Here is a 16,516-nt window from a genome sequence, read left to right as displayed (position 1 = left end):
GTTGGTAACGGATTGCGATATTTGCCACGATAGGTGATTGAGGTTGAAGTTACGCTATGAAATCTTATTGTTACATTTCCATTTTTTGAAATAGTAATTGTTTCACCTGTTCCAGTTCCACCATAAAAATTAAAATATCGCTTGCCAACAAACGGCAGTTTTTGGCTATTGGCTAGTGCAGGGGGGGGTAAGGGCGATGATGGCAGCTGTCAGTGCTGGTACTGTCAGCAGGCGTGCTAAGATATTCATAATTTCCTCATAAAAAAGTTAAAAAATGCACAATTGTGCAAGTCTATCCTAGCACGAACAGATGGTTATTGCAAATAAAAGTGCGTTTTGTGATGCCCAGCCTAAGCCAAAATCACCGTAACTTAGGCTGGGTTATTTTACTTACTTGCGTAGTGGTATGATACAAGCCTGATCTTCAAGTAAGCCATCACTGCCATCAAAACTGCAATCGTATACCAAGTTTTTATTTCTGTCCAAAAGATAGACTTTGTTATTTTTTATTTGTAAATAGGCACGACTACCTCCTTCGTTTATCGGAAGAAGTTGGCGATATTTACCTCTATATAAGGTTGAGTCGCCACCAGCTTTACTTCCCCAGCTGATGGTTGTGTTACCATTTTTATTAATGGTAATATAATAACCTCCCCAAACGCCATAATCTGAATCAATGAATCGCTTGCCAACAAACGGTAGTTTTTGAGAATTTGCCAAAGCAGGGCTGGCGGCGGTCAATAATGCCAATGCTATGATGATAGGTTTTAACATATTAAGACTCCTTAAGTGGTGAATGTTATTTTATTGTACCATTTACCCCCCCCATGCAACAAAAACCGCCGATATTTTATCAGCGGTTTTCATTTATCAAAGCGATGATGAATTATCAGCCTGTTAGCTGTTTGGCAAGTTTATCCCGTGCGGTGATAAAACCATCAATGCCTGCCAATAGCAACTCGTTGAGCGGGTGCTTGTCTTGTGATTTGACAAAGTCAGTTTGGCTAAGTGGGGTGAGTCTAGGCTTGCTGGCAGGTTGGTTGTGCAGTCTGGGGACGACAGGCAATGAGCTTGCCGCCAACGCCTCAAGCAAAGCAGGCGAGATGGTCAAAAGATCGCAGCCAGCCAATGCGATGATTTGGTCAATATTTCTAAAACTCGCCCCCATGACTTGGGTCTGATAGCCGTGCTCTTTGTAGTATTGATAGATGCGTTTGACCGATTGGACGCCCATGTCATCATCGGTGGCGATGGCATCAAGGTTGTGATGGCGTTTTTGCCAATCGGTGATGCGTCCCACAAAAGGAGAGATGAGCGTTACCCCAGCATCAGCACAGGCGTGGGCTTGGGTGTCGGTAAATAGCAGCGTCAAATTGCAGCCAATGCCTTGCTTTTCAAGAATTTCGGCAGCCTTGATGCCTTGGTAGGTAGCGGCGATTTTGATAAGCACACGTTGCGATGAGATGCCTGATTTTGCGTATTGCTCGATGTATTGTAGGGCTTTTGCCACTGTCGCTTCGGTGTCAAAGGACAATCGTGCGTCCACTTCGGTAGAGACTCGCCCCGAGATTTGTTGGCTGATTCGTACGCCAAGCTCTACGGTGAGCGTGTCAATGGCGGTCTGAATGTCCAGATGGCGAATTTTGGCAAGCAATTCATCGTCAATGCCATCGGCAAAGGCAGCGGTGATAAGGCTTGGGTTGGTGGTTGCGTCAATCGGTTTCCAGCGTTTGATGGCGACCAAGTCCCCTGTATCGGCAACGATGGTGGTATATTTGGCAAGTTGTTCTAAACTGTTCATAAACTTTATTTAATAAGCTAATACTGATTGGATTATTTGGCAAACTTAGCATATTTTTGCTGATTTTGCCAGTGTTATTATTGGCTTGTTGCCAAAATTGTAGCGGGGTGCCTTTGTGATGAAAAGTTTGCCAAAATCACTACAACAAAACCAAAAAATCGTGTATCATTAAACAGTTTACCAGTTTGCTTTGGTCAGGCTTGGGTAATTTTAGATTTGGTAAATTATTTATTAAAATTAATTTATTTGGTATATCGTCAAACAATCAAACAAGGAATCTTGCGATGAGTGAAACTGCACAAACTTTGCCTGTGAATACTGATGAAATCAAAAGCTATCGTGATGAGATTGACAGCATTGACGAACAGATTCAGCAGCTAATCAACGAGCGAGCCAAAGTCGCCCAAAAGGTCGCCATCGTCAAAAAAAATCATGAAAACCACCCCATTTTTTATCGTCCAGAGCGAGAAGCTCAGGTGCTAAAAGCAGTCATGGCACGCAATGAAGGGCCATTGAGCGGTGAGAAAATGGCACGGCTGTTCCGCGAGATTATGTCGGTTTGTTTGGAGCTAGAAGCACCGCAAAAAGTCGCCTTTTTGGGCCCTGTGGGGACTTTTACCCATGCAGCGGCACTCAAGCATTTTGGCAAGGCGGCAACGACCGTATCGCTGGCTACCATCACAGATGTATTCCGTGAAGTGGAGGCAGGCTCTGCCATGTATGGCGTTGTCCCTGTTGAGAATTCGTCTGAAGGGGTGGTGAATCATACTTTGGATGCGTTTTTGAGCTCTAGCCTAAAAATCATCGGCGAAGTGGAGCTGCCGATTCATCATAATTTTTTGGTGGCGGAACATACTAGGGTTGAGAGTTTGAGCCGTATTTATAGCCATCAACAGGCATTGGCACAGTGCCGCCATTGGCTTGATGTGAATTTTCCCAATGTGGAGCGTGTGGCGGTGTCAAGTAATGGCGAAGCTGCCAAACGCCTACAAAATGAGTGGCACTCTGCGGCCATCGCAGGCGATGTGGCGGTGGCAGAATATGGCTTGCATAAATTATACGAAAATATTGAAGACAATCCGAACAATACCACCCGTTTTCTTATCATCGGACACGAAACCATCGCCCCAAGTGGTCAGGACAAAACTTCCATCGTGGTATCCAGCCCTGACCGTGCAGGGGCATTGATCGAAATTCTAGAGCCGCTAAAACGCCACAATGTCTCAATGACCAGCATCGAGACTCGCCCAGAGCGTCCGAATAAGTGGGCTTATGTATTTTTTATTGATATGATTGGGCATATCAATGATGACAATGTCAAAAACGCCATTGATGATATCAGTAAAATAGCCAAAGATGTGCGGATATTGGGGTCGTATCCAAAGGCGGTGATTTAGTGATCGCCACTGACGCACAAGCGGTTTTGGATTTTTGGTTTGGTGCGACTGCAAGGTCTTTTTGGTTTGCCAAAAGTGATGAATTTGACAAACTGCTGACAGATAAGTTTCTTGCCATTTTGCAAAGTGCAAGTTTGGACGAATGCGACACTTGGCGGACGACAGCACAAGGGCGATTGGCAGAAATCATCGTCCTTGACCAATTTTCTCGCAATATTTATAGAAATACGCCCAATGCTTTTGCAGCAGACGGCATGGCATTGGCTTTGGCTCAAGAATTAATAAAACAGCCTGATTTTGCTGCATTGACCGTGGCTGAGCGAAATTTTGCATTATTGCCATTTATGCACTCTGAATCAAAAATCGTCCACGAAAAAGCCGTGCCATTGTTTGAAAAATTCAGCGACAGCAATACTTTGGATTTTGAATTAAAGCACAAAGCGATTATTGATACATTTGGGCGTTATCCGCACCGCAATGCAATCTTGGGGCGAGTATCTTCGCCGAGGGAGTTGGAATTTTTAAGCAAACCAAATTCCTCCTTTTAATAAAACAAACAATTTGGATAAATTGTAAATCGCATTTGGTTATTTTAATGCGATAAATGCAAGAAAAACCACACAAAGGACAAAGAATAATGAGTGCATCTGATTTACCAAAACCCCTACAGACCCTATTGACAATCTCAAAGCTAAACTGCGTTAAAATTAATCTATCAAAGCAAGACAATGATTTTTTGCCAACAACATCAAGCCAAGTCGGCGGCATGGGTTATTTGCCAATTGGCGAAACCTATCCTACCAAGGCAGACGGCACACCCCTTGTATTATTGGCTCAGCTCAATTTTCGGCAGCTTGGTGCGGTGGTGGAGATGAGCCAATTGTCATATCCATTGCCAAAACAAGGCATTTTGCAAATTTATATTGATGGTCAAGATGATAATTATCTGTATGGGGCGGATTTTGATAATCAACTGCCGTCCAAGACTTATCAAGTGCGGTTTTGGCAAGATGATAGCCTGCCAATAAATGCCGATGAATTAACACAAATTGCCGAGCGACTACAAGGCTTTGGCATTGATAAGTTGCCTTTTGATTTTCGTCATCAGTACGCCATGGATTTTGCTTTAACTTCGCAATCTTGCACCACGACTTGTCATGAATATAATCACATTTCCCAAAAAATTGACGAATTGGCAGGGGTTGATGTTTGGGATTATTTGGAAGAAGAGTTAAAAATAGACGATGCTGATGAAGTACTGATGAGTTATGATGAGCTTGCCAATAGTGGCGGGCATCAGATTTTGGGCTATCCTATTTTTACCCAAACTGACCCACGAGAGTACGAAGGCTCTTTGCAAGAGCATATTTTGTTATTGCAAATTGATACCGATGATGAAAATGACATTATATGGGGTGATAGCGGCGTGGCGAATTTCTTTATTCACCCTAAGGATTTAAAAGAGCAAAACTTCTCAAAGCTGATTTATAACTGGGATTGTTATTAATGCAACAAACAGGGCAAATATTTCACAAAGCCTTAGTCATCGGCTTAGGCTTAATTGGCGGCAGTGTTTTACAAGGCATCATTGACAATCGCCTTGCGGGTAGGCTGTATGCGGTGGATTTTGACAAATCGGTGATTCATCATGCGATGGCTGATAAGTTAATCCAAGCTGGTGATGATGAATTGTTGAACTTGGCAAATACAGGCGTATTGACAGACTGCGACTGTGTCATTATCGCTGTGCCTGCGTTTGCCGTAAAAGCCATTTTGGAAAAAATCAAAACCGCCATTGACAATCAGCTACTACCAAGCGATGTCATCATCAGCGATACCGCCAGCACCAAAGGCAATATTTTACAAGACGCTTTTGCTATTTTTGGCGAATTGCCACCCAATTTGGTGCTTGCTCACCCAATTGCAGGGGCGGAAAAATCAGGCTTTGTGGCAAGAAATGGAGCGTTGTTTAAATCGCACAAACTTATCATTTGTCCGCACGATTTTAATGACAAACAAGCGGTGGATAAAATTGCCACACTTTGGCAATCGCTTGGGGCGAGTGTGGATTTTATGCCATCTGACAAACATGATGAAATTTTGGCATTGACCAGTCATCTACCACATTTATTGTCCTATGCCTTGACCTATCAGCTTGCCACAGATGAGGAGAATTTGAATATTTTTAAATATGCAGGGGGTGGTTTTCGAGATTTTAGTCGCATTTCGGCAAGCAGCCCGATTATGTGGCATGATATTTTTTTGGCAAATAAACAGGCGGTATTGCAAGGGCTGGAAGATTATCAGGCTATCTTAAATCAATTAAAAGCTGATATTGAAAATGACAATAGCGAGAAGCTGTTAGAGACTTTTGAAATTGCCAAAAATGCTCGGGAATATTTTGGGCGGTTATTGGTGGAAAAAGAGAAGTTAAAGAATTTGTAAGCTGATGCATAAGGTGTGTATTACGCATCGTTATTGAAAGTTATTGTGTTTTATTATTAAATTTATAAGGTCAAATAATGCAAGAAATTAAAAATTTAATAAAAAATGTCAGCACCGAAATACAGCTTATTAATACTTCAAAAAGACTGTATGGCAAACAACTTGCCCCAAATTTTAGTATTTTTGACTATATTGCCACTAATGAAACCAATTTAAATTATATTTTGGCGGACTTATTAAACCCAAAAGGCTCTCATCAACAAGATGATTTATTTTTGAAAAATTTTATCAAAATATGTTTACCAAAGTTACAATGCCAAGAATGGAGTGGATTTTTGGATAATTTGGCTAATATTGGTATTGAAAGAGAAGAAATTGCATACGCCAATAAATCCAATCGGAAAATGGATATTTATTTAACCGATGGCGGTAAATATGGTATTTGTATTGAAAATAAACCTTATGCCAGAGACCAAAAAGACCAGTTAAATGATTATTATCAAGAATTAGAAAAAAGAAAGCATTCTCATAAACATTTGGTTTATTTGTCCCAAAATTTACCAAGTGATTGTAGTGTAAAATCAGAAGATTTGGAGCAGTGGCAAATTAACAATGAATTTAGCCATATTGGCTATAATGATTTGGTTGATTGGCTGGATGCTTGTAAAGCAGATTGTCAAAATGCCAGTGTTTTAGAATTTATTAACCAATTTATTAAATTTATTCAAAAGCAATTTATGGGACTGAGCGATATGAGTGAGCAAAATGCCATTATTAATGCAATGCTAGAAAGCGATGAAAGTATCGTTTCAGCAATTAAAATTGCTAGTCAAGTTCCAATATTGCAAAGAAATTTGATTGAAAAATTAAACAAACAATTAAACGAAAAAATCAATCAAAATCCCAATTATCAATTGTATCAAAACAAGCCTGTTTCTCTGAGCAAAGAAAAAAGAGTGGTTTTGATATAGAAATTAAAGATTGCAATATTCGTGTTTCATTTGAATTTGATAAACAAGACTTTAAGGATTTATGTTTTGGATATAAGCCAACTGATGAAAGTATTCAAAAAGGCAGTCCAATTTTTGACAAAGTTTCAAATGAAATTATTGGTTCATTACCCAATAAGGGCATGAGGAATTATAAAAATTGGCTGGCTTGGTATCATCTAACAAGCTTAATTAATTGGCAAGAAAATGCTGATATTTGGGCAAAAATTAACGATGGCAGTTTAGCGGATTTAATTATGAAAGAAGTTGAATTATTGTATGATAATATTGTAAAGAATAATATTAAGATTGAGCCTTGACTTAACATTGGTGTGTAATACACACCTTAGTAATCAATTTTATAAACCATTTACCCAAATTAGGAAAACCCTATGAAATACAAACTCACTCCAAGCACCACATTTACAGGCACGCACAAAGTCGCTCCTGATAAATCTATTTCGCACCGCTCAATTATGTTTGGTTCGCTTGCCAATGGCGTAACCCGTGTTAGCAATTTTTTAGAAGGTGAAGACGCACTGTCCACCCTGCAAGCCTTTCGCGATATGGGCGTGCAGATAGAGCGAGATGGCGATAAAGTAACGATACATGGCGTGGGAATGAATGGGCTAAAAGCCCCAACCAAACCGCTTGATATGGGTAATTCTGGCACGAGTATGCGATTGCTATCAGGGATTTTGGCGGCTCAAGATTTTGATAGCACGATGGTCGGTGATGCAAGCCTATCCAAACGCCCCATGGAGCGAGTTGCAGGGCCTTTACGCCAAATGGGGGCGAAAGTTACCACAACAGGTGAAAAAGGCACACCGCCTGTTAAAATTACGGGCGGTCAAACCCTAAACGCTATCCATTATGAAATGCCCATGGCGTCCGCCCAAGTCAAATCATGCCTGCTCTTGGCTGGTCTTTGGGCAAATGGCGAGACGGTGGTTACAGAGCCTGAAATCACAAGAGATCATACCGAGCGAATGCTTACCGCCTTTGGTTATGATGTCAAAGTTAGCCCATTAGCAAACGGCAACGAAATCCGCCTAACAGGGGGTGGCACACTGACGGCGTGCGACATTGAAGTGCCTGCGGATATTTCAAGCTCGGCGTTTTTTATGGTGGCGGCAGCGATTGCAGGACATGGTGATGTGATATTGCCAAAGGTTGGCATTAATCCCTCTCGCACAGGAGTGATTGATATTTTACGCCTGATGGGGGCGGATATTACGCTTAAAAATCAAACACTTGTTGGCGGTGAGCCTGTGGCAGATATTTGCGTCAAGTCAAGCAAATTACACGGTATCGAAATCCCCTTGCACCTTGTACCGCTTGCCATTGATGAGTTTCCTGTGCTGTTTGTGGCGGCTGCCTGTGCAACTGGCAAGACGATTTTGCGTGGGGCAGAAGAGCTGCGTGTCAAAGAATCCGACCGCATACAGGTAATGGCAGATGGACTGACAACTTTGGGCATTGACTGCACGGTACTCGATGATGGTATTGAGATTGTCGGCAAGGGCGAGGGTGAATTTGTGTTTGGTGGTGGGGCGATCGAATCGCATCATGATCATAGAATCGCAATGAGTTTTGCGGTGGCAAGCCTGCGTGCGTCTGATGAAATTGTGATAAACGGCACAGAGACGGTGGCAACAAGCTTTCCTAGTTTTGCCAACTTGGTAAAAGAAGCAGGGCTTGGGCTGGAAGTGATTGCATAATGTCAATTTCTAAACAATCAAATACACCAAAGGGGCTGACCACCGCTTTGGTGGCATTTTTGATTTGGGGGAATTTTCCGCTATATTTTAAGATGCTGGTCGATTATAATGCGGTGGAAATCATTGTCCATCGTATTATTTGGACCTTTGTGCTGCTTTTTGTGGTGGTGTTGCTTGCACGCCGCTGGGCAGGATTATTGCAAATTGCCAAAAATCCCAAATGGTTGCTGCTGACTTTTTTGGCAGCGTTATTGATTGCAACCAACTGGCTGGTCTATGTGTGGGCAGTAACAAACAATCAGGTGCTGTCGGCAAGTTTGGGTTATTTTATCCAGCCGCTGATTGGTGTGGCACTTTCCATGATAATTTTTAAGGAAAGATTAAGAATTCTGCAAAAAATTGCTGTCGGCTTGGCAATGATTGCTGTCATAACGCAGATTGTATGGCTGGGTGGTTTGCCATGGGTGAGCTTGTTGTTGCCACTGTCTTTTGGTTTTTATGGGGTGATTCAGCGATACACGCCATTTGATGCACTGGATGGCTTATTCTTGGAAACGCTGCTTTTGCTGCCATTGTCATTGCTGTGGCTAAGTCAAGCAGAGGTTGTGAGTAGCCAGCTGTCATTTTGGCTGTCTTCGGAGATTTGGCTGCTTATGTTGGCAGGGCCAATTACGCTTATTCCGCTACTGCTTTATAATATTTCTGCCAAATTATTGCAATTTAATACTTTATCATTTCTTAATTATATAACACCAAGCATTGTCTTTTTGTTGGCGGTGTTTTATTATCATGAACCCTTTGCTTGGCAAAATATGGTGGTCTTTTCCTTGATTTGGCTTGGGTTGATTTTATTTAGTTTTGATTTATTAAAAAATAAAAAAGGTTAAATAATGGACGATGTGGTTTTTATTCAAGGTTTGCAAATCAATACGCTGATTGGCGTGTATCCATGGGAGCGAGCAATCAAGCAGCAGCTGATTATTGATGCAGAAATGCTGTGTGATATGAGCTTGGCAGCGGCATCTGACGATGTGGCTCATGTGATTAATTATAAGACAGTGTGCGAGGATATCGAGCGATTGTGCCATGAGATACAGGCGGAGTTGCTGGAAACTTTGGCAGAGAGAATTGCTGAACATATTTTACGCCATTATCCTTGTGGACAAATCAGTCTAACCATTCACAAGCCCAATGCCATCACGCAGGCAGCAAGCGTTGGCGTGAAAATTGTCCGCCGCCAAGCCAATTTATCAGCAACATGATGACTGATGGTGGCAGGCAAGCGATGAAGGTGCAGGAGGCAGTGCTGTGCTTGGGCAGTAATTATCATGCCGAGCAGGGCTTTGATGTGGCTTTGGATAAACTTGGGCGATTGGGCTCATTAAGGCTCTCTCAAGTGATACAAGGGGCGGATATTGAGGCACGCAGCAGCTTGACTTATCACAATGTGTGCGTGCATCTGCAGCTTTATCAGGATATCGCCCATGATAGCTTGCAGCAGCAGCTAAAGCAGATTGAGAAACTCTGCGGTCGCGATGAGCATAAAAAAACTGCCGAATTTGATTATCAAGTGGCATTAGACATTGATATTTTGGCAGTGTGCATTAAAAATAACTGGCAGGTCAATCCCAAACGCTTGCCATTTAAGGCACATGAGCGGATTGGCATACAGCAGCTGGCGAGCTTTTTATTGTAGCTCGCCAGTTGGGTCTGTTATGGCGTAGGGTTAAATCACCTGTTTGGCTTGGCTTGCGACAGTTTGGCTAGGGTGGTGATGTAATTTTGTTGAGCAAGCATCGCGGTATTTTCGTTGTTTTTGTCGCCTGCGATGGCTGCTTTTATTTCAATATTAACATAATCAATGCCACGATTGGCAGCATAGATTGACAACGACCCATCGCCTTTGGCAATGGCTGGGACTTGTTCGCTGACGACATTATAGCTGCCAGCATTGCACAGTTTTTTGGCAAGGTTTAAGCCTGCATCGGTGCTGTTTTTATAAGGTATCCAGTACAGATTTTTTTCATTGCGATCCTTTTGGCAGACAATTTGCGTATTGCCAAATTTGTGAATGTTTGACATTTTAAAGGTAGAATTTGGGCTGTTGTTATGCAGAGCAACAACCAAGCTGTCTTGTTGCAATTGCAACGATGACAAGATAGCTTGACCAAGGGCAAAATATTTATTTTTATCGTCAAAAATACGGTTTGGGTCCGTGTTGGTTTGTGTATTTTTGCCAAAATCATACAAATAGCGGCTTTCTTTATTTTCTAGCACAACCAACAATCCACCATCTTTAATGGCACGCAAGCCACTGTCAAAAGCAGCATTCTCATTGTCGTGCAGCACCAAATAGCGAGTCGTGCCAATGGGTGATTTTTGATAAATATTGATGGCGTATTTTTCTTGACCGATGGCATAAGTTTGTTGTTTGAGTAAAATATTATGCTCAAGCATAAATTGCTGATTTTCACTGCGATTTAGGTCAAGATCATGGGCATTATTTTTTGGACTGATGGCTGGATTTGCCTTACCAGAACTTTGGGCTTGTTGCACAATTAAGGTAATGATGGCAATTTTAACTAAAAAAATAATAAATAATTTATTCATAAATGGCACCAAGATACAAAAAAGACCTTAAGACCGTTGAAGGCTTAAGGTCTTATGTTGGGTAGGTGATTACTGATAAATCGCCAAATTCTCTAGCAATTAGTAATAACGAAGATAAGGGCTGAACACATAGCCTGTGCGACCGTTGGCGGAGACGCGGCACCATTTGCCTTTTTGTCCCTGAGCGGCGACATCGGTGCGGCGTACGGTGCGACCTTCGCAGCTTAGTACTTGCACATCGGTGTAGTCATTTAGGCGTTGTATGCGAGTGGCGTTTGGGTGCGGTGCGTTACGCATATAGACATAGCCATCGGTTTTGGTCTGAATGTATGCCGAACCACTTTGCAGGGTGTATTGGTTGGCGTTGGCGGTCAATGCCCCCAAAGTGCCAATCAGGGCAAATGCAATTAGCTTGATATTCATAACTTATCCTTAATTACAAGATAGCTGCCATACGCTTACTGGCTAATGACAGTGTGGATTTTTTGCATTGTATCCCAGAACCCCCCCCTGTCAATGCTTTTGTCCGCCGCTGAAAAAATTTAAATATCAGCCAAAATAGGGTATAATAATCCTTATGCGTGGCAGATTTATCATTGCTACAAATTGGAGTCTGTGAGATGATTTGGTGCTGTGTTGGTATTTTTTAAATAAATGAATATTCTGATGATATTTATTTTACTGAATAAACTTTTTGACCAAATCCTTTTATAATACAGACTAAAGTGTATTCATGTTCACCTTGAGCAGTGAATAAAGTTGCATGAGTGGGCAGCTGCTTGTGTGTTGATGCGGTCTTTTGTGTGATTTTATAAAAGACTGATTAAATTTAATTTTAGGGTAAGCGTAATGACAACTTATTATAACGATCCCGATCACATCGAAACCCAAGAGTGGTTAGATGCTTTTGAATCGGTCATCAAAAATGCCGACAAAGATCGTGCACAATTTTTATTAAAAGCACTATATAACATGGCAGCACAAGAAGGCTTGCCGTTTAATCGCTTGGATACAGCTTACATCAATACCATTGCTGTCGAAGATGAGCCGACTTATCCAGGTGATTTGCACATGGAACGCAAAATCCGTGCCTTGGTGCGATATAATGCACTTGCGATGGTCATGCGTGCCAACCAAAATAATGATGATTTGGGTGGGCATTTGGCGACTTTTGCATCGTCAGCAACGCTGTACGAAACAGGATTTAACCATTTTTGGCGTGCACCAAGCGAAAATCACGGCGGTGATATGATTTATTACCAAGGCCATGGGGCTCCAGGGATGTATGCTCGCTCTTTTTTAGAGGGTCGCTTGTCTGAAGAGCAACTGGAAAACTTCCGCCGTGAGGTTGATGGCAAGGGTCTGTCAAGCTATCCGCACCCTTATTTGATGCCTGATTATTGGCAATTTCCAACCGTATCAATGGGTCTTGGACCGTTGATGTCAATTTATCAAGCACGCAACCAAAAATATCTAACCAATCGTGGTCTGATTAAAGATGAAGATCGTAAGGTTTGGGCATTTTTGGGTGATGGTGAGACGGACGAGCCAGAGAGCTTGGGTGCAATCTCAATGGCAGGTCGTGAGAAACTTGACAACCTGATTTGGGTAATCAACTGCAACCTACAACGACTAGATGGTCCTGTGCGTGGTAATGGCAAGATTATCCAAGAGCTTGAATCGGTATTTCGTGGTGCAGGCTGGCGTGTAATCAAGGTGATTTGGGGCGATCATTGGGACGCATTGCTTGCCAAAGACAAATCAGGTGCACTCAAAAAACGCATGGAAGAAGTTGTTGATGGCGAATATCAACTTTATGCAGCACGCGATGGTGCCTTTGTACGCAAAGAATTTTTTGGCAAATATCCAGAATTAGAAGAGCTTGCCAAAGAGCTAAGCGATGAGGACATTATGCACTTAAACCGTGGTGGCCATGATCCGAAAAAAGTATATGCAGCCTTTAGTGCAGCCATGAAAACCAAAGGTCAGCCAACGGTAATCTTGGTAAAAACTGTCAAGGGCTATGGCCTGTCAAGCCAAATTCAGGCTGTAAACAAAGCTCACCAACTAAAAAAATTGGACGAAACAGGACTGAAGTATTTCCGCGATCGTTTTGATTTGCCATTTACTGATGAGCAATTGAAGCAATTGCCGTTTTATCGCCCAAGTGAAGATTCGGCAGAGTATAAGTATCTGATGGGTCGCCGTGAGTCATTGGGTGGTCATTTGCCTGCTCGCCGCAGCGGTCATATTCCGCTAGAAATTCCTGAGCTGTCTATTTTTGATCAGGTACTACAAGGCTCAAAAGGCAAAGAGCAATCAACAACGATGGTGTTTGTACGCTTGCTGTCAGCACTATTAAAAGACAAGGCTCTGAACAAATATGTCGTGCCAATCGTTCCTGACGAAGCTCGTACCTTTGGTCTTGAGGGTATGTTCCGTCAGTTGGGGATTTATTCATCGGTAGGTCAGAATTATGTTGCCGAAGATGCCGAAGCCTTGATGGGTTATCGCGAGGCAAAAGACGGCCATATGCTAGAAGAGGGTATTAACGAAGCAGGTGCGATGAGTGCTTGGATTGCATTGGCAACCAGTTACTCGGTGAATGCTTTGCCAATGATTCCAATGTATATTTATTATTCAATGTTTGGTTTCCAACGCATTGGTGATTTGGCATGGGCTGCAGGCGATTGTCAGGCTCAAGGTTTCTTGTTTGGGGCGACAGCAGGTCGCACAACGCTCAATGGCGAAGGCTTGCAGCACCAAGATGGTCATAGTCATATCTTATTTGGCACGGTGCCAAATTGTGTTACCTATGACCCATGTTATGGCTATGAGCTGGCGGTAATTATGCACGATGGCTTGCGTCGTATGTATGGCGAGGGTGAGCGTGTGTATTATTACATTACGCTGATGAATGAAAACTATGAGCAACCTGCCATGCCGCAAGGTATTGAAGAAGGCATCAAGCGTGGTATGTACTTGCTTGAGGACAATCGTTCTACCCAAGTGCAACTGTTGGGTTCTGGAGTGATTTTGCGTGAAGTTCAAAGAGCGGCTCGCATCTTGCAAGAAGAGTTTGGCATCACGGCAAATGTGTGGAGTGTAACCAGCTTTAATGAATTGACCCGTGATGGTATGGCGTGTGATGATTATAACCGTCTGCACCCAACCGCCGAACAAAAGACACCATGGATTACTCAGCAATTGGCTGCTCACAAGGGTATCGTGGTTGCTGCAACGGATTATATGCGTAACTATTCAGAGCAAATCCGTGGCTGGTTGCCTGACTCTCGCCCTTATGTTACGCTTGGAACTGACGGCTTTGGTCGTTCGGATAGCCGTGCCAAATTGCGTAGTTTCTTTAATGTCAATGCTGAACATATCGTGGTCGCCACCTTGAAAAAACTGGCTGATGAGGGCGAAATTAATGTCCGCCTTGTACAAGATGCAATCAATAGCTTTGATATTGATGCAGACCAAGCACCCGCTTGGCAGCCGCAGCCACAGTATGACTTTTTCCCAGATGCACCAGCACCAAAAACTACGCGTGCCCCAAATCCTGTACCAGAGTTGATTGAAGAGTCAGACGAGGCTATTAATCAGCAAGGTCGCAGCGAGGACAAGGCTGATGCAGCTTTATTAAACGATAGCAATATCCAAGAACCCAAATAATAGGAGAATGTGATGGAAATCAAAGCCCCCGATTTGGGTGTAGAATCAGCAGAAGTTGCCGAAATCATGGTAAAAGTTGGCGACAGCGTCAGCGAGAATGACAATTTGGTTTTGGTTGAATCTGATAAGGCTTCGGTAGAAGTGCCATCGCCAACTGCTGGTGTGATTAAGCAAATTCATATCAATACAGGCGATAATATCAGCGAAGGCAGCTTGTTGTTCACAATCGAGTCAGCTTCTGCATCAGCGAATGAAAACCAACAGACTGATGCGGTAGTGGAGTCAGAGCCAAGCGAGCCTGCTGATGAGCAACAAGTAGCAGAGCAGTCGCCAGCACCGACCGCTGCAGCTACTGGTGGCAGCCAGACACACAACCTGCCTGACCTTGGTGTAGAATCAGCAGAAGTTGCAGAAATCATGGTGGCAGTTGGCGACAGCGTCAGCAAAGACCAACCGTTGATTTTGGTTGAATCTGATAAGGCTTCGGTAGAAGTGCCATCGCCAACCGATGGTGTGGTTGAGGCAATTTTGGTTAAAGCAGGCGACAGTGTCAGCAATGGACAAGCGTTTATCACCATTGCAGCTGCTGGCAAACCTGTGGCACAAGAAAGTAAAACCACCCAAGAAAAACCTGCACCAACTCAAACGCAAGCTGAGCCAAAGGCAGCAGAGACAAGCCCAAGCAAGCCTGTAGCGACCACTGACAAACTGCCTGAACAGGTTGTGAACGAAAAAGCAAAAGATGTCTATGCAGGCCCTGCTGTGCGTAAATTGGCACGAGAACTGGGTGTGGATATTAGCACCGTAACAGGCACTGCCACCCATGGCCGCATCCTAAAAGAGGACTTATTCGCCTTTGTTAAAGCGGTGATGAATGGTGCTGCCAGTAAGCCACAAGCGACCACAGCGTCGGCAGATGTGCGTTCAGGCTTGCCAAACTTGCCTGATATGAGCAATAAAGAGATTTGGGGTGAGATTGAGGTTGAGGACTTGACTCGTCTACAAAAAGTCTCAATCCCACAGCTTAATTATAACACTTATCTGCCACAAGTAACTCAGTTTGATTTGGCGGATATTACAGATACTGAAAATCTGCGTAATGAGCTAAAAGGTGAATTTAAGGCACAGGGCATTGGCTTGACAATTTTGGCATTTATTGTCAAAGCGGTTGCGTATGCCCTGACCGAGCATCCAAAATTCAACTGCCATCTGTCTGATGACAACACGCAAATTTTGATTCGCAAATCGGTCAATATGGGCATTGCCGTAGCGACTGATGATGGTCTGATTGTCCCTGTGATTAAAGATGCCCAAGCCAAAGGCATTAAGCAGATTGCCATTGAAATTGGTGAGCTTGCCAAAAAAGCACGAGACAAAAAACTGTCTGCAAAAGAACTGCAAGGTGCCAGCTTTACCATCTCAAGCCAAGGCAACTTGGGTGGCACAGCATTTACGCCACTGGTCAATTGGCCACAGGTTGGTATTTTGGGCATCTCCGAAGCATCATTCCAACCACGCTGGAATGCTGCCAGCAAGAGCTTTGAGCCACGCTTGATGTTGCCACTGTCGCTGTCATACGACCACCGTGTCATCAATGGAGCAGATGCTGCCGTGTTTACGCGTTATATCGCCAAACTGCTTGCAGATCCTCGTCGTATTTTGCTTTGATTACACACCAAAAAACAGCATATCGTTGATGTGCTGTTTTTTATTTGCCATCAATCAGCAATTGGGGATTTGTTGTGGGTCAATGCCACACGCTGATTTGGGCAATTTGATATGCTGACCTTTATCAATAAATATTTGCCATCACATTAGCCATTAATATAAAATATTATAAATAATAAGTATTATTAATTCATCTAATATTAAACTGGT

Annotated in this window: 15 protein-coding genes and 1 pseudogene; 12 read left to right on the top strand and 4 right to left on the bottom strand. The window is 43.0% G+C overall.

Annotated elements, in window-relative coordinates:
• Positions 1–390: 390 nt before the first annotated feature.
• Positions 391–774, bottom strand: coding sequence for a hypothetical protein (locus EL162_RS07930; RefSeq protein ID WP_126331319.1), 384 nt, complete (start codon positions 772–774; stop codon positions 391–393).
• A 115-nt stretch (positions 775–889) separates the two neighbouring features.
• The gene (locus EL162_RS07925; protein ID WP_126331317.1) at positions 890–1,801 is read right to left on the bottom strand and encodes a transaldolase family protein; all 912 of its coding nucleotides are present in this window, start codon (positions 1,799–1,801) and stop codon (positions 890–892) included.
• A 284-nt stretch (positions 1,802–2,085) separates the two neighbouring features.
• On the opposite strand from EL162_RS07925, the gene pheA reads away from it, so the two are divergent.
• The 10 genes and pseudogenes from pheA to EL162_RS07880 all read left to right on the top strand — a co-directional run bounded on the left by pheA (position 2,086) and on the right by EL162_RS07880 (position 10,049).
• On the top strand, positions 2,086–3,198 hold the full coding sequence (gene pheA, locus EL162_RS07920; protein WP_076555030.1) for a prephenate dehydratase: 1,113 nt from the start codon (positions 2,086–2,088) through the stop codon (positions 3,196–3,198).
• 2 nt (positions 3,199–3,200) lie between these two features.
• A complete protein-coding gene (locus EL162_RS07915) occupies positions 3,201–3,746 on the top strand; it encodes a DUF924 family protein (RefSeq protein ID WP_126331716.1) in 546 nt (181 codons plus the stop codon).
• Between the two features lie 89 nt (positions 3,747–3,835).
• Positions 3,836–4,705, top strand: coding sequence for a YwqG family protein (locus EL162_RS07910; RefSeq protein ID WP_170161436.1), 870 nt, complete (start codon positions 3,836–3,838; stop codon positions 4,703–4,705).
• Entirely contained in the window at positions 4,705–5,643 is a 939-nt protein-coding gene (locus tag EL162_RS07905; RefSeq protein WP_126331312.1) for a prephenate dehydrogenase/arogenate dehydrogenase family protein, read from the top strand. Before EL162_RS07910 ends, EL162_RS07905 begins: the two co-directional genes overlap by 1 nt.
• Positions 5,644–5,720: 77 nt before the next feature.
• Complete coding sequence (locus EL162_RS07900) at positions 5,721–6,614, top strand: PDDEXK-like family protein (RefSeq protein ID WP_126331310.1); 894 nt, start codon at positions 5,721–5,723, stop codon at positions 6,612–6,614.
• Between the two features lie 161 nt (positions 6,615–6,775).
• The gene (locus tag EL162_RS10035) at positions 6,776–6,952 is read left to right on the top strand and encodes a hypothetical protein (protein WP_170161435.1); all 177 of its coding nucleotides are present in this window, start codon (positions 6,776–6,778) and stop codon (positions 6,950–6,952) included.
• 99 nt (positions 6,953–7,051) lie between these two features.
• Positions 7,052–8,353, top strand: a pseudogene (gene aroA, locus EL162_RS07895) (3-phosphoshikimate 1-carboxyvinyltransferase); the annotation flags it as partial.
• Positions 8,353–9,240 (top strand): EamA family transporter RarD, encoded by an 888-nt coding sequence (rarD, locus tag EL162_RS07890; RefSeq protein ID WP_126331306.1) that lies wholly within the window; start codon positions 8,353–8,355, stop codon positions 9,238–9,240. The pseudogene aroA and the gene rarD, both read left to right, overlap by 1 nt.
• Positions 9,241–9,243: 3 nt before the next feature.
• The gene (folB, locus tag EL162_RS07885; RefSeq protein ID WP_126331304.1) at positions 9,244–9,615 is read left to right on the top strand and encodes a dihydroneopterin aldolase; all 372 of its coding nucleotides are present in this window, start codon (positions 9,244–9,246) and stop codon (positions 9,613–9,615) included.
• On the top strand, positions 9,612–10,049 hold the full coding sequence (locus tag EL162_RS07880) for a 2-amino-4-hydroxy-6-hydroxymethyldihydropteridine diphosphokinase (protein ID WP_126331302.1): 438 nt from the start codon (positions 9,612–9,614) through the stop codon (positions 10,047–10,049). The genes folB and EL162_RS07880 overlap by 4 nt, the downstream gene beginning before the upstream one ends.
• Before the next feature lie 35 nt (positions 10,050–10,084).
• On the opposite strand, the gene EL162_RS07875 is transcribed toward EL162_RS07880, so the two are convergent.
• Together EL162_RS07875 and EL162_RS07870 are read right to left on the bottom strand one after the other, a co-directional pair.
• Complete coding sequence (locus EL162_RS07875) at positions 10,085–10,963, bottom strand: hypothetical protein (RefSeq protein ID WP_126331300.1); 879 nt, start codon at positions 10,961–10,963, stop codon at positions 10,085–10,087.
• A gap of 99 nt (positions 10,964–11,062) precedes the next feature.
• On the bottom strand, positions 11,063–11,386 hold the full coding sequence (locus tag EL162_RS07870) for an SH3 domain-containing protein (protein ID WP_126331298.1): 324 nt from the start codon (positions 11,384–11,386) through the stop codon (positions 11,063–11,065).
• A gap of 426 nt (positions 11,387–11,812) precedes the next feature.
• Here EL162_RS07870 and aceE point away from each other — a divergent pair, with 426 nt between their 5' ends.
• Together aceE and EL162_RS07860 are read left to right on the top strand one after the other, a co-directional pair.
• Positions 11,813–14,638, top strand: a complete 2,826-nt coding sequence (aceE, locus tag EL162_RS07865; RefSeq protein ID WP_076555021.1) for a pyruvate dehydrogenase (acetyl-transferring), homodimeric type — start codon at positions 11,813–11,815, stop codon at positions 14,636–14,638.
• Between the two features lie 12 nt (positions 14,639–14,650).
• The gene (locus EL162_RS07860) at positions 14,651–16,306 is read left to right on the top strand and encodes a dihydrolipoyllysine-residue acetyltransferase (RefSeq protein ID WP_126331296.1); all 1,656 of its coding nucleotides are present in this window, start codon (positions 14,651–14,653) and stop codon (positions 16,304–16,306) included.
• The last annotated feature ends 210 nt before the right edge of the window (positions 16,307–16,516 follow it).

Source organism: Moraxella cuniculi, assembly GCF_900637105.1.
In the GTDB taxonomy this organism is placed as follows: domain Bacteria; phylum Pseudomonadota; class Gammaproteobacteria; order Pseudomonadales; family Moraxellaceae; genus Moraxella; species Moraxella cuniculi.
The sequence above is the reverse complement of the archived record's forward strand: the minus strand, read 5'-3'. Positions and strand labels throughout refer to the sequence as shown.

Bases quoted from the DNA above. Each gene is read 5' to 3' on its own strand.
- EL162_RS07930 (WP_126331319.1), bottom strand. From the start codon at position 774: ATGTTAAAACCTATCATCATAGCATTGGCATTATTGACCGCCGCCAGC.
- EL162_RS07925 (WP_126331317.1), bottom strand. From the start codon at position 1,801: ATGAACAGTTTAGAACAACTTGCCAAATATACCACCATCGTTGCCGAT.
- pheA (WP_076555030.1), top strand. From the start codon at position 2,086: ATGAGTGAAACTGCACAAACTTTGCCTGTGAATACTGATGAAATCAAA.
- EL162_RS07910 (WP_170161436.1), top strand. From the start codon at position 3,836: ATGAGTGCATCTGATTTACCAAAACCCCTACAGACCCTATTGACAATC.
- EL162_RS07905 (WP_126331312.1), top strand. From the start codon at position 4,705: ATGCAACAAACAGGGCAAATATTTCACAAAGCCTTAGTCATCGGCTTA.
- EL162_RS07900 (WP_126331310.1), top strand. From the start codon at position 5,721: ATGCAAGAAATTAAAAATTTAATAAAAAATGTCAGCACCGAAATACAG.
- EL162_RS10035 (WP_170161435.1), top strand. From the start codon at position 6,776: ATGAGGAATTATAAAAATTGGCTGGCTTGGTATCATCTAACAAGCTTA.
- rarD (WP_126331306.1), top strand. From the start codon at position 8,353: ATGTCAATTTCTAAACAATCAAATACACCAAAGGGGCTGACCACCGCT.
- folB (WP_126331304.1), top strand. From the start codon at position 9,244: ATGGACGATGTGGTTTTTATTCAAGGTTTGCAAATCAATACGCTGATT.
- EL162_RS07880 (WP_126331302.1), top strand. From the start codon at position 9,612: ATGATGACTGATGGTGGCAGGCAAGCGATGAAGGTGCAGGAGGCAGTG.
- EL162_RS07875 (WP_126331300.1), bottom strand. From the start codon at position 10,963: ATGAATAAATTATTTATTATTTTTTTAGTTAAAATTGCCATCATTACC.
- EL162_RS07870 (WP_126331298.1), bottom strand. From the start codon at position 11,386: ATGAATATCAAGCTAATTGCATTTGCCCTGATTGGCACTTTGGGGGCA.
- aceE (WP_076555021.1), top strand. From the start codon at position 11,813: ATGACAACTTATTATAACGATCCCGATCACATCGAAACCCAAGAGTGG.
- EL162_RS07860 (WP_126331296.1), top strand. From the start codon at position 14,651: ATGGAAATCAAAGCCCCCGATTTGGGTGTAGAATCAGCAGAAGTTGCC.